Below are 19915 nucleotides of genomic sequence, written 5' to 3' on the forward strand. Positions count from 1 at the left end.
CTTTTCTTTTCTCAAAAATTGAAAGATCAAAGGAGCCTGTCAAGGATTATTGCCGTCAATGCTCCAACTGCCATGCCTGACTCAAGTATGCTAGATACTATCTTCGGAAAATTAGCGAGGAATTCTGCCGGAAGCTGCGGTGCTCCAAGGCCGGCTATGAGAGCTGCAGCCAGTATAAGTGTGTTTCTATCGTTGAGCTCGACCTTTTCGGTTATCAACCTAAGCCCTGTGACGCTTATCATGCCGTAGAGAGCCAGGGTGAGACCGCCGAGCACTGGGGCCGGCATCGAGGCCAGAACCCCTGCAAACTTGGGAACCAGCGACAGAAGGATTAGAATGACTGCACCGACCTGAACGACGTGCCTGCTCCCGACCTTTGTCAGGGCAACGACCCCTATGTTCTCCGAATAGCTCGTCGTTCCGCAGGCACCCAAAAGGCCGGCTATCGAGCAGGCCAGACCTTCGCTGCCTATACCGCGGGCTATGTGCTTCTCCGTTATTTCCGAGCCGGTCACGGTGGCTATCGCGTGGTAGTCGCCGACGCTCTCGATTATGCTTACCATGAAGGCGAAGAGCAGGATGACAATGGCCGTCGTATCAAAGATAGGCCCACCCCAGGGAAGAAGCTTAGGCAGGCTGAATGCTGGAAGGTTCTTCACGAGGTCGAAGTTAGCTAGGCCTAATGGGATACTGACAAGGTAGCCCACCAGGGCACCTATAACAACGGGCATTGCTTTGAAGCTGCCCTTTGCCTTCAGTGCGACGAACACTGTGGTGAGGAATGTAACCCCTGCGACTATGACGGAGCTCACGATGGTGCTTCCACTTGGGTCGGCATAGAAGTTGAAAAAGTTCTTGACGGCAACGTCCGCCAAGCTGAAGCCTATGAGCATTATTGTAACTCCTGTGACGAGAGGTGTGAAGAGTTTTCTGACCTTGCCGATTATACCGAGCCAGCCTATAGCCGCCTCAATCAAGCCCCCCACGATAAGTGCACCCTGTACGGCAGCCATGCCAATACTTGAGCCTATCGCTATCAGCCCTGGGATGAAGGCGAAGCTCGAACCCTGGACTATCGGGTAGCGCGAGCCTATCGTTGTCTGCAGAAGTGTCGCGATGCCCATGGCCAGAAGAACCGCCTGTATCATGAGGGCAACCTGGTCGCCGCTGAGACCTATTGCACCGCCCACGACCAGCGGAACAGTGACGGTCGCTCCAAACATCGCCAGAACGTGCTGAAGGCCAAAAACCAAAGCCTTCGAGGGTTCAACTCTATCCTCGATTCCAATCTTCAAAACCTTCTTCCTTTCGAACTCCAAAGCTTCCATTGAAGCCCGCTCAAGCTGTATCAAAATTTGTTTAAAAAGTTTTCGGAAAGGGACCAAATAGACAAAAACTTGTTAAAGTCACCACCCCTGCACCTTCGAAAGAACGTCATCTGAAACCTTACCTTCCTCGACGTCAGCTATCGCCTGCTCCAGCCTGTTTAAACCTTCTTCGAGCACATCTTCCTCTATCGTCAGCGGCGGCTGAATCCTCAGCACGTGCCCCTGAAGGAACGCCAAAACAAGGCCGAGCTCGTAGGCGCGCCATACAACTTTTCTTGCCTCCCCATAGGCCCTCTCCTTGGTATCCCTGTCCTTGACGAGGTCAACGCCGAGCATCAGTCCAAGCCCCCTGACATCACCGATGAGTTCATGCTCCTCTTTCATCTTCTCAAGGCGCTTTTTCGTATACTTTCCGAGCTTTTCGGCTCTCCTAAGAAGATCTTTCTCCTCGATTTCCTCGATGACTGCCAAGGCTGCTCTGCTCGCCACTGGGTTGCCGCTCAGTGTGAAGGTGTGGCCAAGGGGTGGAAGGGAGTCCATTATCTCAGCCCTTCCGATTATCGCACTTATAGGTAAGCCGCCGCCGAGGGGCTTGGCAAGGGTTATTATATCCGGCGTAACGCCGAAATGCTCTATCGCGAACCATTTGCCGGTTCTCCCCATACCGCTCTGCACCTCATCCACCACGAGGAGAATACCGTGCTCATCGAGGATGCGCTTGATTTTTTTGAAGTAGCCCTTTGGTGGCACTACCATTCCGGCGTCGCCTTGTATGGGCTCGGCAAAGAGTGCAGCCGTTCCCTCAGCGTAAACTTCGCCCTCGAACTTCTCCTTGAGATATTTAACGCACTCCATCTTACAGGTTTTCGGCTCCTTGCCGAAGGGACAGCGATAGCAGTTGGGATAGGGAATATAGTGAACCCCGCTCAGCTCTCCGACTATGGCGCGAACCTCAAAGTCCAAACCGGTTATGCTCATCGCTCCATACGTCGCCCCATAATAACTCCTTAGGTAGCTGAGGATGTGACACCTTCCTGTGTAAGCCCTCACGAACTTTATTGCCCCATCGTTGGCATCGCTTCCGCTGAGACCGAAAGAGACTTTAGGATTCTCTATGGGGGAAATCTCAGCAAGCTTTTCTGCCAAGAGCAGGGGCTCGACTGGAAAACCGTAGATGAAGGTGAAGTGAATCAGCCTATCAGCCTGCTCTTTAACGGCATTTACGACGCGCGGGTTGTTGTGGCCGACGTTCTGAACGGCTGCATCGCTGAGGAAGTCTATGTACTCCTTCCCTTCGATGTCCCAGATTTTGGCATTCTCGGCTCTAACTCCAACTATCGGAGCGTAGGTAACGCGGGCGGCCTTTGGGAAAACCCGTGAATAGCGTTCGACAATCTCTTCCTTCCTCATGCTCGCACCTCCAGGTGCTATATAATCTCGGAATTAATAGTGGTTTCGCCCAAATTTTGATGAATTCGTAGAAAGATTTAAAAATCAAGTGATATATTGACAATATTGGTGGCCATAAAATGCTGGAAAATGAGCACCTTGACGAACTCGACAGGATGATACTCCACATTCTCCAGGAGGATGGGAGGGCGAGCTACTCAGAGATAGCGAGGAGGCTCAGAGTACCTGAGTCGACGGTAAGGCTCCGCGTGAAGAAGCTCTTGGAAAGGGGAATCATAAGAAAGTTCGCGGCACTGATAAACCCCTTCAGGGCGGGCTATAACATAGTGGCATTCATAGCCGTTGACGTCGAGCCAAACAAAATAAAGCAAGCAGCGGAAGAGCTAAGCAAGCTGCCTGAAGTTGATGTTCTCGGCATAGCCACAGGAGCGCACGACATACTCATGCAGGTAACAGTGAAGGATTTGCAGGAGCTGGAGAGCTTTCTAATAGAAAAGCTGGGAAAGATAGAGGGAATAAGGAGCACGGAAACATCAATCCTGACGAGCGTCCGGAAGTGGGGCTACGCAAGGGTGTTTTAGGTGACCCTCTCAAGACCGTTTTTCTTTACTATGTAAGTGTCCTCGTGCTTTATAGTGCCCTGTGGAATCATGAGCGGCGGGTGGATTATTGTGAGAACCATATTCTCTTGTACCTTCGCGGCCCTCTGTGGGACGACGATGGTCGTTATCGGCGGTTCCTCGATTAACAGACCGACTCCGTGGGTGTAGCCAGCTATGTAAGCATCATCGAAGCCCCGCTCCTTAAAGAAATTCGCAAGCTTCTTCTCCACGGAAGCTAAAGGGACACCAATCCGAGTCTCTTCAAGCGCCAGCTTGTAGGCCTCTTCCTTGACCTCGATTGCCCTCTTTACACTCTCACCAGGGTCTCCAATCACGAAAGTCCTCGCCATGTTGGCATAGTAGTGGTTCCAGTCGGCACCTATAACGACGGTAACAACCCCGTTCTCGGGAACCTTGAGGTCGCGGAAGGGTTCGGCATGTGCCCTCGGTGTCGTTGAAACGTAGACCTTTGGATCCTCAGAGCCGTTGAGCATGAGCTCGCGCATAACTTCGGCCGCTATCTCGAGCTCGCTCATGCCAGGCTTTATAACATCCTCTGAAACCTTCATACCCTTCTGGGCTATCTTTCCAGCCTTCCTGATATTGTCGAGCTCCCATTCATCCTTTATCATCCTGAGGCCCATCGTGAGATCAAGGATATCCACTATCTCAACCGTTGGATTGAGACGCTCGAATATCTTGAGGAATATGAGATATGCGTCCCTTTCAATGCCGAACTCAAGACCGACACGCTCCATGCCGTTGCGATGTATCCAGCTCACAACACCAGCCATAAGGTCCTCGACCTTCTGGAACTCGACGACGTTCTCTATCCAGCTCTTTCTTTTGAAAAGCTCCGCCTCTCCCTTGACAACGTAAACTAATGGTTCGCCCTCGGCAGGGATGAAGAGGCTCGGACGGAGCCATTTGGTGCCGGTGAAGTAGATGAAGCTGGAGAGTGTCCTTATGACAGCCCCATCTATCTCGTTCTCCCTGAGCAGTTTCTGGAACCTCTCCACACGCCTTCTGAATATCTCCGGGTTTCCTCTAATCATTCACACCACCTTAATAACAAGGAACGCCATCTCTAGGCTCCCAGAGTTAGAAACCGTGTGGGGAACGTCCTTCGGCAGGTATACAAGGCTTCCTTTCTTAACCTCCGCCCTCTCGTCGCCAACTTCCACAATGCCCTTTCCTTTGACGACGTAGATAAAGGCATCCACGGGCGTTGCATGCCTTTTGAGAGCCTCACCTGGCTTCAGTGTGACGTGGAATATCTGAGCCTTCTCCATCGCTACTAGCTTTCTGACATCGACACCATGTGGGTTCTCCATCATCTCAGCATTTTCAACATTGACAACAATCATTTCAATCCCTCCAGTCAAGCAGTCTTTTCTCGCCATCAATCTTTTTATACTCTGCTATGTCCATAGTCATCTCCAGCGTCCCGAGGTAGTTGCCGTTCTCATCGAACAGCGGCACGTATTTGATGTAAACATACTTCGGCCCCATTCGTATCCAGAAGGTGGCCTCTTTCTTCCTGCCCTCTTTGAAGGCCTTGAGGATTTTGTTCACGATGTGGACGCTCTTGGGCGGATGGCAGAGCTGGACAGGTCTTCCGAGCACGGAAGGAGTCCTAACGAATATTCTCTCGCCCGGTGAGAAGAACCTCACGCGGTCGTCCTTGTCTATGAAGGTCACATCAACCGGAAGGGCCTCGAATATTGCCTTGAGTTCCTCGACGTTAACGTAGCCAGTTCCAAGGTCTATGTCGCCCTCACGTTTGAGCTCAGCTTTGTCAAACTCCAGGGGTTGGCCCTTCAGGGCCTGTTGAACCTCCTTTGGAAGCTCAAGGAGCTGTTCAACGCTCAGCTCGGGATCAATCTCCCATGGGTGAAGCGGCTTTACATTCTCACCGGGATCCCACATGGGAGGGTTCACCTTGTAGTAGCCAATCTCGTCTTCCTGCTGGCGGATGGCCTTCCACTCTCCCTCCGTGAGGAGGGCTTTGAGGGTCGGATAGTAAATGTTGTTCTCCCTGAAGACCATGTCACTAAGGGCGAATGCGGTCTCACTCGCCTTGGCCTTGAACTTCTCCACAAATTCCTCCCAAGACATCTCTTCTCTTCTCGCTAGAAGCTCAGCAAGGCGCTTAATCATGAACCTTATCTCGTCGTGCTTTGTCCAGAGGACGGTGGCTATTGCAGTTAGACCCCTCCTCTCGATGTACGGAAACGTAAGCATCTCCTCGCGATTGTAGTGCGTGAAACCGACCTTCTTGAGGTTGTCCACTATCTCCTCCAGAACGCCGAGGATTTCTTTCCTCATGCGCTCGTCCTTGGTGTTCGCTAACGTTGATGCGTAGAGATTGAGCATCTCGGCGTCCTTCATTATTTCCTTGTTCTCAAGGTAGAGAGTTTTGAGGGGGTGTCCGTCAGGCAGATCCTTCTCCTCGAGTTCCTCTGTTCCGGCAACGGCTTCTCTGAAGAGCTCAACGTGCAGGTCGCACATCTTGGCGATGTCTTTGGCAGAGATGCCTTCCTTCACCAGCTCCTGCTCTATGATTGGGATCTCGAGGGGTGAAATGCCACTCAGAACAGCCCTGAACTCCTCCTTTAGCTTGTTTACGTCCTCGCCCTCATGAATCCTCAGGAGGAGCTTTTTAAGCTGCTCTTTTTTATATTCACGGTTGTTCAGTAACTCAGTCATCTTTATCACCCTCATGACAGATGTCATAGGTGGCGCTTATAAGTATTTCTGGACATATTTGAGCATAGAAAACTGAACAACTCTGACCAGCAAAGCTTATATGTCGAGTGTCATACATTCGAAAGGTGAGCGAAAATGATGCTCGATGTTAGGGGTTTGAAACCACCCCAACCAGCGGTTATGATCCTCGAGAGTCTCGGGAAGCTCAAGGTTGGTGATACCCTTGAGGTGATAGGTGACAGGCCCTTTGTTGACCTGATTCCCAAGTTAGAGGAGGCAGGATACAACATTGAAGTTGGAGAAGTCGGCGGTTTCTTCGTCCTCAAAGTTACGAAGACCGAAAGCTCAAAGGAGCTTAAGATGGAAGTTAAAGAGTGCGACGATAACTTGGATGAGATAACAGAAGACACCAACGTGGCCAAGCTCCTCAAGGCATATCCTCAATCCCTTGAGATACTCGTCAAGTATGGCTTCTCTCCGCTCCAGAACCCGGTAATGAGGAAAACCTTAGCCCGGACGGTGACCCTTAGGCAAGCCAAAAAGCTTCTCGGTATGAGCGACGAGAAGTTCGAGGAGATGATGGAAGAACTTAAAAAACTGGAGAAGAGAGATTAATCGAGCTCTTCTACCAGAGCCGCCCCTTCTTCAATCTTTATCCCTCTGTTGAGCATATCCTTTAGATCCTTTTCTGGGTCTCCGATAAGCCTAAGGTCAAACTGCTTCCTCAGGATTTCGAAGACAGCCGGGGTAAGGAACTCCGGCGGTTTTGGACCGATGTAGATACCCTTTATTCCGAGGTAGAGCAAGGAGTAGAGGATGGCTATCGCCTTCTGCTCCATCCAGCTGAGAACTATGCTGACCGGGAGCGAGTTCACGTCCGTTCCAAGCTCGCTCGCCAGGGCCACGGCTATCTCGATTATGGAGTAGACGTTGTTGCACTGGCCGAAGTCGAGGAAGCGCGGGATTCCGTCGATGGTGCCGTAGTTCCTTGCGTTGTAGCGGAACTTGCCGCAGGCGGCGGAGAGTATTATGGCATCTTCCGGAATCAGCTCGGTGAGCCTCTCGTAGTACCCCATGCCCTTGTGTGGCGTGTCACAGCCGCCAACCACGAATATGTGCCTTATCCTGCCCTCCTGGATCAGCTCTATCAGCTTGTCCTTCATCGCCAGCACGTTGGTGTGGTGGAAGCCCGTGAGGAGCTTTCCTCCATCTATTTTCTCCATCTTCGGCGTTTCAAGGGCGCGCTTGATAAGCGGCTCGAAGTTGTAGTCCTCGATGTGAGGAACTCCCTCAAGGCCGGCTATTCCAACTGTGAATATTCTGTCCGCGTAGGCCTTTGTCGGCTGCTGCACACAGTTGCTCGTGCCCAGTATGACCCCCGGAAACTCCGCGAACTCCTTCCTCTGATAGAGCCACGAGCCACCCCAGTTGCCGTAGAGAGACTTGAACTTCCTCAGCTCTGGATATGCATGAGCGGGAAACATTTCGGCGTGGGTGTACACCTTAATTTCATCTTCCAGCCCCATCTCCTTTATCTGCCTCAGGAGCTCGTAGAGTGCCTTGTAGCTGTGGCCGGTGACTAATATACCATGTCCCTCAGCAGTTCCAGCGGGGACCTCCACCGGCTCCGGCCTGCCGAAGGTCTCCACATAGGCTCTGTCTAGGAGCTTCATGGCCTCTAGGTGAATCCTTCCATTCTCAAGGATGAGTCCAAGGAAGCGGTTTTTGTCGAAATTGACGTTCGTCAGGGTAGAGTATAGTGCCTCGGCAAGGAAATGGCCAATCTCTGGATTGTCATAGCCAACCTCGAGCGCGTGGTAGTAGTAGGCGGCGGTGCCCTTTATTCCATAGAGCAACGCTTCCTGAAGGGAGTTTAAGTCCGGATCTTTCCCGCACACGCCTCTAACGGTACAACCACCACTCAGACTCATCGAACACTGGTTGCAGAGCATCCCAACACCTCCAGACAACTTCATCACAATCCCCTCCTATGACACTTGTCATATGCTTCGAATTATAAATGAAGATACCTTCATAAAAAGTTTGTGGTTTCTTAACCTAAAAGCCAATATTTGCATAGCTAGAAAGAAAATATTTGAAATATATATTGTACTAGTTGTTACATTATGTTCTATTTTATGAATTAAATGTTTCCAACTTCTCCCCTATCTCAGAGCATATATGACATTTGTCATTATATTGTAACTTCCAAAGAATCACAAGTTATGACAAAGAAAATGTTCGTTTAATCCAACCAGAGGATTGACCAAAATTCGACCAAAAATCTTAAATATTCCATACGTCATATAGGGATCCATGAAAACGAATGCTTTCGAAGTTGCTTCACGCTATGTTTATCCCTCACTGAGGCGCAGACTTGTAGAGATACTTAGGGAGAAGGGACTTAAGCAGACACAGATAGCGGAGCTTTTGCACATTACCCAGTCCGCAGTTTCTCGCTATCTACGGATGGACAGGGGAGGTTTAATAGACGTCGTCCAGTTCCAGGACATAGATGAGGACCTCAAAAATCTCGCCGAGGAGATAATTCGGAAGAGGCCTACCGAGTACGAAATCCACTCAAGGCTAGTTCAAATCTCGCTGGAGATGCTGAGCAAAGGTTACGTCTGTTCTTTCCACTCCCAAATTGACTCCGAGTTGAGCTCTGCCCAGTGCAGGGTCTGCCTGGAGCTGTTCGGTTAGCCGAAAGTTTACAGCCGAGACTAACACAACATTTAATATGTTTCGACGTGTATCTTAACTGGGTGATTCTCATGAAAAGGGCACTTGTAACCCTCACTCCACCCGAGAGCAAAAGGTTGATAGCCAAAGCGGTAGTGGCCATGGAAGAAGTCCAGCACGCCCTTAAGCACGGCTTTGTCTACATCGCGACCGGAACAACCGCAGCTTATATAGCCGAGGAACTCCTCGGGGAGAAAATCGAAAAGGAGAAGTGGACCGTTGGGATAATAAGCAAAGGCAGAACGTGCGTTACCCCCAAGGATACCTGGCCGAAGCATCTCGTCCTCTACAAGGGGAAGCCCTTTGAGGGCGAGCCGATAGAAGCCCTGAAAGAGATGGGACCAAAGGACGTCTTCATCAAGGGCGGAAATGCGATAGACGTAAACTGGAATGTGGCCGTCTTTGCCGCCGCCCCAGACGGAGGAACCATAGGTAAGACTTTCGGCTGGACGATAACCAAAGGAGTCTTTACGATAACGCCCATAAGCCTGGAGAAGTTCGTACCCACTCCAGTCGAAGAGAGCGCCAAGCTCACTGGCATATATTCCTTCGACTGGGGTACAGGCCTCTACGCGGCTCTCGTTCCAATCCCCCATGCTCACCCGGTGACGGAAGTTGAGGCATACAGAATACTTGCCGACGTTGAGGCAATACCAATCGCTGCCGGAGGCGCCGGTGGAGCCGAGGGCAGCGTAACGCTCGTTCTTGAAGGAGAGGACGAGGCCATGGAAAAAGCCAAGGAGATAACGAAGGCCGTGAAGGGTGAGCCCTACCTCAAGCCATACACAGAGGACTGTGCCGTCTGTCCCTTCGCGAAGATATGTGGGTTAGGAAGCGGAGCTTTCTGAGGTGAATCCTGATGAAGCGGGCCCTCGCTTTGGTTCTTTTAATTCTCCTTTTGGCTCCACTCGTTCTTGCCGACGAGTACGAAGGGGAAGAAGACGAATACGAGGCTGGCTACACCGCCTTCGCCGTAGTCGGTGTGGCGATGATTGCTACTGGAGTAGTTTATTACTCCCTAACCAAGCGGAAACTTCTGATAATTCACAAGAAAGCGAGCGAGTGGGGCTTCGAGATAAAGCCTGAGCAGCCTTACGTGACGGTGTTTGGGCCGATTTATCCCCTCACCATACACCATGCCCTCACGATAACAGGTACTCTTTTGGTGTTCGTTCACTTCTTCTCGTGCGATAATTACTCAGGTCTCGCTGGAATAACCGGTCTCAGCATGGCCATAACACTTGTTCTGCTGAACGTCAGCGGCTTTGTTGGACGCTATATTCACGGAAAAGTAACAATAGCTGCAAAGAAACACGACAGTACCATGGCCAAGAAGTTCGTCAAGATACTGGGGAACTGGAAGAAGGTTCACATTGCACTGGCGATAATATTCGCTATACTGCTCCTCATTCACCTCAACGCCGTTGATTGAAGCTTTTTTCAAGAATTTCTTTTTAAGCCCCCTTTTCTACATCTTTATTGGGGGGTGAGTTATGGACGAGCTGGAGATGATTAGGAGAAAAAAGATGCTCGAGCTGATGAAGAGGACTGGAATGATAGAGGTCAAGCCAAAGGGACCGAAGGTCGTCATTGAGGTTATTACCGCCCCAGGCTGTCCCTACTGTCCAATAGCAGTCCAGATGGCAAGGGAGCTCGAGAGGAAGTATAACGGCGTCGTTGCAAGAGAGCTGAGTGTTGCAACGCCAGAAGGACAGAGAAAGGCTATGGAGCACAACATCCTAGGAACTCCCACCATACTGATAAACAACAGAGTGGAGTTTATAGGCGTGCCGAACTTTGGGGAGTTCGAGAGAAAAGTAAGGATGCTGCTAGGCCTACAGTGAGGCCCCCGTGAGAACCCATATCCCTATAGCTATAAGCAGTATCCCTGCTATCACGGACAGCTCCCTGCTGTGCCTCACCATCGCCTGGGAGAAGTGCTTACTTTCTGTGACGCTTCCCATCGCCAGCAGTATGACCACCAGCGGGAGCACGAAGACGAGGTTGTAGAGCGCAAGCAGGAGAAAAGCGAGCGTTTTTCCGCTCTTTGAGATTATTATCGCATAGACGAGATAGCTCCCGGCAGAGCAAGGGAGGAGAGTCGTCGACACTATAACACCGAGGGTAAAAGCTCCTAAGAGTGTCGCGTCGCTGCTGAATATCTTCTTCCTGAGGCCGCTCTTGCCAAAAACCCTAGACTTCTCCATTAACCCAGTGACGATAGTGTAGAGGCCAAAGATTATGGCTGCAACACCGGCAACCCAGAGAGGCAGGCGACCAGCGAAGTATAAAAGGCCAACGCCCAGGAGATAATATGAGATGTAAACGGCTGTTATGAATGATGCCCCAATAATATAGAGCCTTCTCCTCGAAATCTCTCTAACAGAGAGTGCTATGAGAAGCATAGTGTATATCACGAAGGTGCAGGGATTTATGGAGTCGCTCATCGCGAGCGTGAAGAACTGGGGGATGAAGTGAGTTAAACCGAGTGCCCAGAGTGCTAAGGAGCTTATCCCAAAGGAAGTTAGTAGGATGATAGCCAGCGCTTTTACTTCACTCCTCATGGTAGTCACTCCATCCCATAACTTTTTGTGGATTTCTAAAACTAAAAGTTGAGAACAAAAGGTCAGTACCTTCTTCTCAGGAGAACAATGGGAACTATCACGAGAACGGCCATTATTCCCGGACCGCACACTTTGTCGTTGTTTTCGCTTGTGCTTGTGGTTTCATCTCCAGACGGCGTGGAGGTTGTAATCTCTGAAGTCTCAGTTGTATCGGCCTCGGGAAGCCTGTGCTCAACATATATAGTCTGGAGCTTCTGTATGATTGTCTCGTTCTTAATGATGTAAGCCTGGCCGGCAACAAAGAGGATAAGCCCGTTGTTCTCCATGGCAGCCTCTATTATCTTGGGCGTCGCCGAGACGTTAAACTCTCCCTCGATTATAGCGTAAAGAGTTCCGTTGTAGGTTATTGCTATCGCAGGAACTCCCATAATGCCAGTGTATTTGTACTGCTCGCCGAAGAGCTTCTGGTTCTCCTCATTGTTCACGAGTTCGTAATAGGTCAGACTTTCGGGGCCATAGATTTCTGGGATGAGCTTTTTCATGTTCTGGCAGTGCGGGCAGGTGCTCATGCCATACATGTAAAAGTGAACTTTGTTTGAATCTATCTGGGTTTCGGCCACTGCGTAGGAGAGCAGCGAAACTGTCAGGAGGAAAAGCAACAGTAAAGCAGTCCTCTTCATTTTCTCACCTGTCAGATAATTCTCGCGGAAGGTTATAAACCTTGGCCGCGGAAAGCTTAAATCTTCCAAAGCCCAAAAATTGTGGGGATAATCATGCAGGAGTGGTATCGCTCTCGGGCGCTCTATGAGGCGGTCCTCAAGCTTGTTGATTCCGGAAACTTCGAAGAAGCCGTCAAGATGACGGAAGATATACCCGACAAAGGCATCAGAGCGAAGGCCCTCTCACGCATTGCCGTCGTGCTGGCAAAGAGGGGGGCCGATTATAGGGAAGTCCTGGAAAGGGCCATAAAATCTGCCCTCGATATAGACAACCATGACGAAAGCACCAAGGCTTTAATGAGTCTCGCCTTTGAGTTTCTGAACCTTGACAAACCCGAGGAGGCCATGAAAATAGCCAACTACATAACTGACCTTTCAAACCGCTCGAAGATACAGGCTGAAGTTGCGCTAACCCTTGCCAAAGCAGGTAAGATCTCCGATGCAATGGAAATTATCAACAGTATCCTTGATGAAGACGTTAAAACATGGGCAATGTCTCGGCTCGCGAGCCAGCTTTAGCTTAGACTTGCCTATTTCGGACATTCTATTCCCGGGTTTTAACATGTATACATCCACAAGGCTTTTTTAGGCTCACCCGTTTCCCGTTCGGGTGAGAAAAATGAACGGTGGAGAGATAATAGGACTCCTAGGAATGCTACTGCTGGTCAGCTCGTGGTTGCCTCAAACCATCGAGACCGTGAAGAAAAAGCACTGTCCGTTGAACCTGAAGTTTATCATAATCTACGTCGTAGCGGCAACACTGCTGACAATATACTCTTACATAATAGGGGACTGGATATTCTTCACCTTGAACTTCCTGTCTGCACTTCAGAGTGCCATAAACCTCGCGGTGAAACTGCTCTACCCGTGACCTTTATTTTCTCTCGTAGAGTCCAACAAGTTCCCCACACTGGATAACATGTCCGTCCATGGATTTTTCCAATTCTTTCCTGCTCACTCCGGGGTTGAGATTCAGCTTTCTGTCAAGGATATAGACCTTAAAGTGATAATGGTGAATACCATGCCCCTTCGGTGGGCATGGGCCACCATAACCTATTTTCCCAAAGTCGTTCATACCTTGCATCACGTGAATCGGCTGCTCAACATTTCCCCGTGACGGGATTCCCCTCGGTATCTCCCCAAGTGGCGGAATGTTCCAAGCTACCCAGTGAGTAAAAGTTCCATCCGGAGCATCTGGATCATCAACTATTATAGCTACACTTTCGGCTTTCGGGTCTATATAACCGATAAAAATCGGCGGGTTCAGGTTCTCCCCATCGCAAGTAAACTCAACGGGAATGAATTTCCCGTCATGGAATATGGATCCTATCTCAAAAGTCTTCTCAAACGACATATCTGCACCTCCTTTCGAAGACAGGCACTCACCGCGAGCACCGTGAGGGTCACCAGCAAGCTACCTACTTCTATGGAAAGATATACGTTCTCATCCGTAAAAACGTTTCTTAGCAAAGATTTTAATGGTGGATTCCTCAAGTTCAATGATGAACCATGAGGGTGCTGTGGGAGAAAGAATTGAGCATTGATGGAATAGTCGTCTCGCCTAGGCCTGTCTGGAAATGTAGGGCATGTCCAATGTATGGCAAAAGGCCAAGCTGTCCGCCCCATGTTCCGGATTGGAGGGAAGCTAAGGACTGGGTTAGCTCCTTCAGACAGGCGCTCATCATCAAGTTTGAGATTGATTACAACAACTTTGAGGCTGAAAAAAGGAAAGCCCTTCTCTACCTTCTCAAGCGCGAAGAAGAGCTCTTCAAGGAGGGCAAGATGTACGCAATGGCACTCTTCCCGGGCAGCTGCAACCTCTGTGACGACTGCCCCTTTGAGAGGGGAGAGCCCTGCAGGGTGCCAACGAAAGTGAGACCGTCGGTAGATGCTATCGGCATAGAGATCAGCAGGCTCGTGGAGATAGACTTCTCCGAAAGCGTTTTGTACGGGATGCTGTTAGTTGAGTGAGGTGGAAGCATGGAGAATGAGAAAGGCTTCCCTCGAATGAAGTGGGGAGTGTCTATCCTGATGTCCCTTGTTTATTCCTTTGGAGCGGCCTGGTTCTACTACCTGCCCGCCAAGGGCGAGCCGCTGATAGATGTCACATTCGGGGAACTCCTGCTCCACTTCCTCGTTCTGGTTTTCCTCCTCTGGATTGTCGCGATCCCGGGCATAAAAGAGAAAGATAAGACCGCGGATTTGGTTCTCCTTACAGTACTGACACTCCCAGCGGGTGTTTTCGCAGCTCTGCTCATTCTCTTTATCCTCGGAGGCCTCGGGATAGAAACCTACGGCGTAGAGTATTTCATCCTCCCGCTTGTGCCATTCACTCTCGCCCATAAAGCCGTTGAGGGGAAGATAACCCTTAGACCATTCCTGATGGCGTTCGTCTACGGAGTAATCGCCTTCGCATGGGGGAATTTTGCATGATAAATCCGAGAAAGATAGCCTACGTAACTTTGCTCGGTCGCTCGGAATGGGCGCTCGTAAACACCTACTATGCCGTCGTTTCAAGGAACAGGAAGCCGAGAAAGGTCTTCATCTTCACGGAGGAAGTCTACCGAAAAAAGCTGCCCAAAGTGGTGGAGGCCATAAAGACTATCTCGCAGGCCTACAACTTCAACCCTGAGATAGAGACCGTCGTGATACCCAACAACAGCTTTCTCGAGGCGGATAAGAAGTTCAAGGAGCTCTTTCAGAGGCTTGAGGAGGAGGGATACACTATCGGGCTCGACATAACCTCGGGAAGGAAGGCCCTCGCAACGGCAGCGGTGGTTCAGATAAGGGACTTTCCGGTCGACAGGATAATTTACATGGCCCTGCTGGATATGGATTTTCCGGACAGGCCCTACATGATGATCCCGAAGCACATGCAGCGCCTCAAGAACTTCCTCGGTGATGGGAATGTCGTCGAGCTATGAAATAATCGAGAAGCCTGAGCTTCAGGTGCTCATCAATATCTTGCCAGAGATAGTGGTAAGCTACCCCCTCTACGAACTTCCCCTATTCAGGGCAGAACCAAGCGAGAAAGGATACGAACTGGACGTTTTGGTCGACCGCCATGAGTTCAACGATGCCGTTCCCGAGCACCTCTCCTACGAACTGCCGACATACAGCGACTTCTACGAGGCATTCATCTCGGCTGGAATCCTGCGCTATGACAACATAAACGAGTTCATGAAGAGCCTCGAGCTTTACAAGTACCTCCGCAAAGGGGTTGCCTTCGCTCCCGACACTAATCTCTTCTACCACCGCTTTATCTCGGGCTTCCGGCCGCTCGACGGCTACCAGATAGTCGTCGCAGAGGGTGTGCAGAAGGAGATAGAGAACTCAATGAACTACAAATACCGCCACGGTCAGCTGAGCGAGATGAGGAAAGCAGTCAAGAACGCCCACCTGCTCAAAGAGTTCAGCAACCGGCGCGTCAAGAAGTCTCGAAAGGCTGCATACATTGCCCTAAAAGAGTTTGAGAGGCTGAAAGACAGGATAATCATAGCAGAAAGCGTCAATGAGCTCGCCCACAACAACGACGAGATCATTATCAAGTCCCTCAAGCGCTACGACGAGATGACACCGACCCTCCTCGTCTTCCTGACGGCGGACATAGCGATAACGGATGTGGCCAAGATAGAAGGGCTGGAGTACTTCCTCTTCGAATACCCGACGGCAGCGCTCGGGAGGCACGAGGTCTCTGCCTACCAGCTGAGGACACTCATCTTCAACCTCGCCGCTGTTTTTGGCGTCGTCGAGGTAAACGGGGTTACAATCTTTGGTGAGTTTGGCGGCAAGCGGGGGCTCAACGAGCTGAAGGTAATCTTCCCGGAGCAGAACAGAACTTACCACGAGTTCATGTTCCACCTCAAGCTGTGCAGGAGGCTCATAGAGATAATGGGGGAGAAGAGAAGATAAGGAATCACTGGAGCATTCCTTCCAGCTTCTCGACGAACTCTATGCTCCTTCTGAGGTCGGCGAAGTACTCTTTAGCTTTTTCTACGTGTTCCCTCTCCACCCTTCCACCCCTCGCTAAGACGCTGGAGGGAGCGAGCAGTTGAACGGCATAGCGCAGGCTGGTCTTCTCGCCAAGCTCTGCTAGGTACTCTATCGCCTCCTCGCTTATGTCAATCTTCTCTTCCCTCGCACGAATCTTGACTATCTCGCGGATTTCGTTCCTCTTGTAGGGCTCGGTGTTGATTATAAGCAGCCTGTCGAGCATGTCTATCGGTATGCCGTGCGGGGCCTCGAGGTCCGTTCCTCTAATCTTCGTCCTTCCGCGGTTGGTGGCCAGTATCAGTATCGGTGCCAGCTCGCTCTCCATAGCCCTAGCCAAGAACGAGAAGGCCTCAATGTCGAGCATGTGAACCTCATCGATGAAGAGCACTCCCGGGACAAGCGTCGCCTTGCCGTCCTCAATCCACTTTTTGACCATCTCGTCGACCTTCTCCCTTATCTCGTCGCTTATCTCTGCCCCAGAGCTAAAGAGCAGTCCGAAAATGTTTCCCCTCGCGTTCGCAACATCGAGGTCGTGGAGTGTGACGGTGTAGGTGAACTCCTTTATCTTGAGCACCGGGCCGCTCGGCAGGTTGACCCTCCTCTTGAAGAAGATGCCTTCCTCCTCTTTAACCGTTCCGAGCTTTGAAATCCTGCCGGTCTCGGCGTCTATCTGTATGACGTCGCCCTCTTCAACGCCCAGATCCATGAGCTGGTAGGCTATCTCCCTGCCGGCCCTTATAGTCTTCTCGTCGTCCTTCGTGCGGAGCGTTATTATCACGCTCTCGGGAATCTCCACGTACGGGTTGAACGGATGCCTCGTCTTTCTGACTTCAATCTCCTTGACTTCACCCTCGTAAACCTTCCTTTCCTCGCTGATTCTAACGCCTATGGCCCTCCTCAGGGCCTGCTTGAGGAACTCGGTCTTCTTGACCTCGGCGGAGTAAATCTCGCTTCCGGCCATCTGGACGAAGGGGACATCCTCGCCGAGCTCCCTCGCTATTCCCATGGCTATTGCCGTCTTACCGCTTCCGGTCGGACCAACGAGGAGGATTCCCTTCCCGGCTAGCTTTCCGCGCTTGATGAGCTCGACGGCAATTCCAGCAGCTTCTCTCGCTTTAACCTGCCCCACCATACCGTCGGCCATGAACTTCGCCTTTCCGTTCTCGTCGAGGCCAAGGCCCCTTATATGGGAGTGCATGCCGACCCTCTCGAAGGAAACCTTCGCGACCTCCTCGATGACCGGCATGCTTTCACCTCCTCTAATTAATCTTCCCGTCGGTTACTAAAATAGTGGGGATTTAAAAATTTGACGGCTTAGAAGTGGGCCTTCAGGAAGCGCCTTATCGTACCAAAAGCCTCTTCCTCCGGAGCGAAATCCTCAGCGACTTCGCTCAAAAGCCTGTGCTCGCTGGCCTTCCCGTGGAAGCGGAAGGCTCGCTTTAAGGACGGCCACGCTCCGAAGAGCGCCGCTGCCATGGAGCCAAGAACTGCAGTGGCTCCATAGGGCATGAAGAACCTCCCAAAGAAGAAGCCCGATGCGAGGAGACCGAATCCGAGGAGGGCATTAACAATTCTCTTCGTGAAGGAGATGGGAAACTCCGCATAGGGAATTCTGCCGTCGGCGCCATCAACATACGCGCGATAGGTGAAGGGGCCGTACTTGTACTTCAGCTTCCAGATGGGATAGTAAACGAGGCCATCAAACTGGAGCTCGAAAGTCGGCATGCCCATGCTCACGCTTCTCCAGTGGAAATAGCGTTTGGCTTCCATCTTCAGCAGCTCGCGTATCTCCCTCTTCAGCCTCTTTTCAGCATCCCCCTCATTAAGGGTCTTCTCGACAAGCCTTCCCCTCACCTTTCTATCAAAGTAGCGCCTGCCCCTCGTCGGCAACGGGTAGTTAATAAGCTCGTCAAAGCCATCAGCGGCTGGAACGGTAACGTAGTTAAAGAACTCAACTCGCCCATCGGCCGTCGAGAGTCCACCGCTGTGGGCAAGCCCTTCGGCTTTCACAAAGAAGACGTAGAAGGGAATGTACAACAGTTCTCGCTCCAGGATTCTTGCCTTCCACTCGACGTCATTGGGCGAGAGCCTCTGGAGTCTGATGAACGAGCTTAAAGGCCTCGAGGGGTCTTCGACCTTTAGGTCGTAGGTGAAGGTCTTAGCTTCACCGAGCTTGATTTGGAAGCCGCAGTAGGGGCAGGTGACTATTCCAGCTTCCTCACTCTCAAACTCCGCTCCGCAGTTAGGACATTTGACCTTCATTTCTCAACCCTCACATCGCGCGCCATCTTCCTTCCGTACCCCCTCGCAAGCTCGTAGCCAAAGTAAGCCCCAAGACCCGGAAGGACCAGCATACCCAGAGCACCCTGTCTGGCGTGGGCAACCACGTCCCAGTAAGCTAAGTTTCCGTAGAACATGGAGAAGAAAGCCGCAATTCCAACCCCCAATAGGGCCGTGGCCAAGTAAGCCACCTTACGCCATATCCTGACGGGCTCCAGCGCTATAACTTCCCGCCCCTTGCCGCCGTCATAGGCCACGAAATACGTTCCACCCTCTAAGTCGTAGTAGACCTTCCAGAGCGGGTAGAAGACAAGGGCAACTTCTTCGACATCACCGCCAAAAGTGAAAGCCTTCAGAGGCTTGTCCTTGGGAACGTGTCTTTCCTTTGCAAAGTCAGATGCCCTGTCAAGCAACGCTGCTCTAGCCTGCTCCTTGCCAAAATCGGTGTTCAGGAACTCCAGCTTAAGACCCTCCCACTTCTCGGGCGTTAATTCTTTGATCGGTCTGACCTCCATCATATATTTGAGTGTGTTTCTGAGCTCCTTGAACGTAATGTATCCGCCGCGCTCGAATTTCTCTGCCAATGCCTCGACGGCTATGTCGTAAACGCTTCTCCTGGCAGGAATACAGACGACTGAATCGTCCTCGAACTCGTGGTACTTCACGACTTTCCTCTTTTTGTTGCCCTTTCTTTCGTAGTCCACGAAGCGGACGTACCCTCTTCCCTCCACCTTGCCGAACCAGAGGGGAACGTAAACTCCCTCAACCTTCGCAATCTTTATCTTTCTCCGGAGTCCGAGGAAGTCTTTGTCCTTCTCAATCCTCTCCCAGAATAGGCGCAGGATTTCCTTCTTTGGAAGGCTCTCCACGAAGAAGACGTTATCCTCTGCGAAGACTTCATCATAGGCGTTCGGATAGCCGCAGTAGGGGCAGACGACTATTATATCCTCCGGCGTCGTCTCGAGCGGGGCGCCGCAGTGCTCGCACTTGAGGACCTCGATTATTACCACCAGAGATTGGGAGGAAGTTAAAGGTTAAAAGTTTTTGGCTCAGGCCGTCGATCCCGGGCATCACTCACCCTAAAGGCCAATGTCATCATCGCCGGTGGAAGTTCGCGAGCGGACTTAAAAACTCACCTAAGTTTGAGGGCAAAGTACAGTGAAGCAACGCCTGTGATTATGCTCGCTGCGAGGATGAAGGTACCGATGGTTCTTACGAGATATGCATCCTCCTGAAGGGCGAGCCAGCCGAGGAGAAAGCCTGCCAAAACGAGCGAAATTAAGGAGAGCTCCGATTTCCAGAGGAAACCTATTCCGAGGAAAAGACCAGCGAGCAGGTAGAGCGGGTTCCCATAGTTCAGGAAGAGGAGAATGGGCAGCGCCAAACCTGCCCATGGGACTATCTTACCTCCCCTCTCGTCGCGGTTGATATAAACTGAGCCGACTATGAGGGTTAGGAGCGATAGAACAGCGCTTACCTGGGAAGCTGTCGGATTGGAGTTCTGAGTGTACATGGAGATGAGCACAAAAACTGCCGAAAGCCCCACGAGCGCGAGGGCCTTTCTCATG

The 19915-nt window shown here is 51.2% G+C and carries 25 protein-coding genes; 12 read left to right on the forward strand and 13 right to left on the reverse strand.

What is annotated here, in order from left to right; genetic code table 11:
* Positions 1 to 26 precede the first annotated feature (26 nt).
* Together E3E32_RS03630 and E3E32_RS03635 are read right to left on the reverse strand one after the other, a co-directional pair.
* Positions 27 to 1328 (reverse strand): uracil-xanthine permease family protein, encoded by a 1302-nt coding sequence (locus E3E32_RS03630; RefSeq protein WP_167730955.1) that lies wholly within the window; start codon positions 1326 to 1328, stop codon positions 27 to 29.
* Between the two features lie 78 nt (positions 1329 to 1406).
* Entirely contained in the window at positions 1407 to 2738 is a 1332-nt protein-coding gene (locus E3E32_RS03635; RefSeq protein ID WP_167730236.1) for a leucine/methionine racemase, read from the reverse strand.
* A gap of 119 nt (positions 2739 to 2857) precedes the next feature.
* On the opposite strand from E3E32_RS03635, the gene E3E32_RS03640 reads away from it, so the two are divergent.
* Positions 2858 to 3319: an Lrp/AsnC family transcriptional regulator gene (locus E3E32_RS03640; RefSeq protein WP_167730238.1), complete on the forward strand. Its 462-nt coding sequence runs from the start codon at positions 2858 to 2860 to the stop codon at positions 3317 to 3319.
* On the opposite strand, the gene E3E32_RS03645 is transcribed toward E3E32_RS03640, so the two are convergent.
* The 3 genes from E3E32_RS03645 to E3E32_RS03655 are packed head-to-tail and all read right to left on the reverse strand — an operon-like array spanning position 3316 to position 6049.
* Positions 3316 to 4392, reverse strand: a complete 1077-nt coding sequence (locus tag E3E32_RS03645; protein WP_167730956.1) for a Xaa-Pro peptidase family protein — start codon at positions 4390 to 4392, stop codon at positions 3316 to 3318. The genes E3E32_RS03640 and E3E32_RS03645 overlap by 4 nt on opposite strands.
* A gap of 3 nt (positions 4393 to 4395) precedes the next feature.
* Positions 4396 to 4707: a cupin domain-containing protein gene (locus tag E3E32_RS03650; protein ID WP_167730240.1), complete on the reverse strand. Its 312-nt coding sequence runs from the start codon at positions 4705 to 4707 to the stop codon at positions 4396 to 4398.
* A gap of 1 nt (position 4708) precedes the next feature.
* Positions 4709 to 6049, reverse strand: a complete 1341-nt coding sequence (locus tag E3E32_RS03655; protein ID WP_167730242.1) for a DUF438 domain-containing protein — start codon at positions 6047 to 6049, stop codon at positions 4709 to 4711.
* 135 nt (positions 6050 to 6184) lie between these two features.
* Here E3E32_RS03655 and E3E32_RS03660 point away from each other — a divergent pair, with 135 nt between their 5' ends.
* Positions 6185 to 6664 carry a DUF1858 domain-containing protein gene (locus tag E3E32_RS03660; protein WP_167730244.1) on the forward strand — a complete coding sequence of 160 codons (480 nt, stop codon included), beginning with the start codon at positions 6185 to 6187 and terminating at the stop codon, positions 6662 to 6664.
* On the opposite strand, the gene hcp is transcribed toward E3E32_RS03660, so the two are convergent.
* Positions 6661 to 8025 (reverse strand): hydroxylamine reductase, encoded by a 1365-nt coding sequence (hcp, locus tag E3E32_RS03665; RefSeq protein ID WP_240910559.1) that lies wholly within the window; start codon positions 8023 to 8025, stop codon positions 6661 to 6663. The genes E3E32_RS03660 and hcp overlap by 4 nt on opposite strands.
* Positions 8026 to 8365: 340 nt before the next feature.
* Here hcp and E3E32_RS03670 point away from each other — a divergent pair, with 340 nt between their 5' ends.
* The 4 genes from E3E32_RS03670 (at position 8366) to E3E32_RS03685 (ending at position 10635) form a co-directional block, all read left to right on the forward strand.
* The gene (locus E3E32_RS03670) at positions 8366 to 8752 is read left to right on the forward strand and encodes a transcriptional regulator (RefSeq protein ID WP_167730246.1); all 387 of its coding nucleotides are present in this window, start codon (positions 8366 to 8368) and stop codon (positions 8750 to 8752) included.
* 71 nt (positions 8753 to 8823) lie between these two features.
* The gene (locus E3E32_RS03675) at positions 8824 to 9639 is read left to right on the forward strand and encodes a hypothetical protein (RefSeq protein WP_167730958.1); all 816 of its coding nucleotides are present in this window, start codon (positions 8824 to 8826) and stop codon (positions 9637 to 9639) included.
* Between the two features lie 11 nt (positions 9640 to 9650).
* Positions 9651 to 10223 (forward strand): hypothetical protein, encoded by a 573-nt coding sequence (locus E3E32_RS03680; protein WP_167730249.1) that lies wholly within the window; start codon positions 9651 to 9653, stop codon positions 10221 to 10223.
* Positions 10224 to 10284: 61 nt separating this feature from the next.
* Complete coding sequence (locus E3E32_RS03685) at positions 10285 to 10635, forward strand: thioredoxin family protein (RefSeq protein ID WP_167730250.1); 351 nt, start codon at positions 10285 to 10287, stop codon at positions 10633 to 10635.
* Here E3E32_RS03685 and E3E32_RS03690 read toward each other — a convergent pair.
* Positions 10627 to 11355, reverse strand: a complete 729-nt coding sequence (locus tag E3E32_RS03690; RefSeq protein ID WP_167730252.1) for a cytochrome c biogenesis CcdA family protein — start codon at positions 11353 to 11355, stop codon at positions 10627 to 10629. The two genes, E3E32_RS03685 and E3E32_RS03690, sit on opposite strands and share 9 nt — an antisense overlap.
* A gap of 62 nt (positions 11356 to 11417) precedes the next feature.
* Complete coding sequence (locus E3E32_RS03695; RefSeq protein ID WP_167730254.1) at positions 11418 to 12035, reverse strand: CGP-CTERM sorting domain-containing protein; 618 nt, start codon at positions 12033 to 12035, stop codon at positions 11418 to 11420.
* A gap of 93 nt (positions 12036 to 12128) precedes the next feature.
* Here E3E32_RS03695 and E3E32_RS03700 point away from each other — a divergent pair, with 93 nt between their 5' ends.
* Entirely contained in the window at positions 12129 to 12593 is a 465-nt protein-coding gene (locus E3E32_RS03700) for a hypothetical protein (RefSeq protein ID WP_167730959.1), read from the forward strand.
* Positions 12594 to 12693: 100 nt separating this feature from the next.
* On the forward strand, positions 12694 to 12945 hold the full coding sequence (locus E3E32_RS03705) for a PQ-loop domain-containing transporter (protein WP_167730960.1): 252 nt from the start codon (positions 12694 to 12696) through the stop codon (positions 12943 to 12945).
* A gap of 3 nt (positions 12946 to 12948) precedes the next feature.
* Here the strand turns inward: E3E32_RS03705 and E3E32_RS03710 are convergent, their stop codons facing one another.
* Positions 12949 to 13428 (reverse strand): YbhB/YbcL family Raf kinase inhibitor-like protein, encoded by a 480-nt coding sequence (locus tag E3E32_RS03710; RefSeq protein WP_167730256.1) that lies wholly within the window; start codon positions 13426 to 13428, stop codon positions 12949 to 12951.
* A 155-nt stretch (positions 13429 to 13583) separates the two neighbouring features.
* Here E3E32_RS03710 and E3E32_RS03715 point away from each other — a divergent pair, with 155 nt between their 5' ends.
* Genes E3E32_RS03715 through E3E32_RS03730 form a run of 4 tightly spaced genes read left to right on the forward strand, consistent with a single transcriptional unit; the run spans position 13584 to position 15986 of the window.
* Positions 13584 to 14045 carry a DUF2284 domain-containing protein gene (locus tag E3E32_RS03715; RefSeq protein WP_167730258.1) on the forward strand — a complete coding sequence of 154 codons (462 nt, stop codon included), beginning with the start codon at positions 13584 to 13586 and terminating at the stop codon, positions 14043 to 14045.
* 9 nt (positions 14046 to 14054) lie between these two features.
* Complete coding sequence (locus E3E32_RS03720) at positions 14055 to 14507, forward strand: hypothetical protein (protein WP_240910560.1); 453 nt, start codon at positions 14055 to 14057, stop codon at positions 14505 to 14507.
* Complete coding sequence (locus E3E32_RS03725; RefSeq protein ID WP_167730259.1) at positions 14504 to 14998, forward strand: hypothetical protein; 495 nt, start codon at positions 14504 to 14506, stop codon at positions 14996 to 14998. Before E3E32_RS03720 ends, E3E32_RS03725 begins: the two co-directional genes overlap by 4 nt.
* A complete protein-coding gene (locus E3E32_RS03730; RefSeq protein WP_167730962.1) occupies positions 14982 to 15986 on the forward strand; it encodes a PIN domain-containing protein in 1005 nt (334 codons plus the stop codon). The genes E3E32_RS03725 and E3E32_RS03730 overlap by 17 nt, the downstream gene beginning before the upstream one ends.
* 4 nt (positions 15987 to 15990) lie before the next feature.
* On the opposite strand, the gene E3E32_RS03735 is transcribed toward E3E32_RS03730, so the two are convergent.
* The 4 genes from E3E32_RS03735 to E3E32_RS03750 all read right to left on the reverse strand — a co-directional run bounded on the left by E3E32_RS03735 (position 15991) and on the right by E3E32_RS03750 (position 19914).
* The gene (locus E3E32_RS03735) at positions 15991 to 17313 is read right to left on the reverse strand and encodes a RuvB-like helicase (RefSeq protein WP_167730261.1); all 1323 of its coding nucleotides are present in this window, start codon (positions 17311 to 17313) and stop codon (positions 15991 to 15993) included.
* 68 nt (positions 17314 to 17381) lie between these two features.
* On the reverse strand, positions 17382 to 18329 hold the full coding sequence (locus tag E3E32_RS03740; protein ID WP_167730263.1) for a hypothetical protein: 948 nt from the start codon (positions 18327 to 18329) through the stop codon (positions 17382 to 17384).
* Positions 18326 to 19357 (reverse strand): hypothetical protein, encoded by a 1032-nt coding sequence (locus E3E32_RS03745; protein WP_167730265.1) that lies wholly within the window; start codon positions 19355 to 19357, stop codon positions 18326 to 18328. Before E3E32_RS03745 ends, E3E32_RS03740 begins: the two co-directional genes overlap by 4 nt.
* Positions 19358 to 19479: 122 nt before the next feature.
* Positions 19480 to 19914 carry a hypothetical protein gene (locus E3E32_RS03750; protein WP_167730267.1) on the reverse strand — a complete coding sequence of 145 codons (435 nt, stop codon included), beginning with the start codon at positions 19912 to 19914 and terminating at the stop codon, positions 19480 to 19482.
* Position 19915: the final 1 nt, after the last annotated feature.

It is taken from the genome of Thermococcus sp. GR6, assembly GCF_012027415.1.
Lineage (GTDB): Archaea > Methanobacteriota_B > Thermococci > Thermococcales > Thermococcaceae > Thermococcus > Thermococcus onnurineus.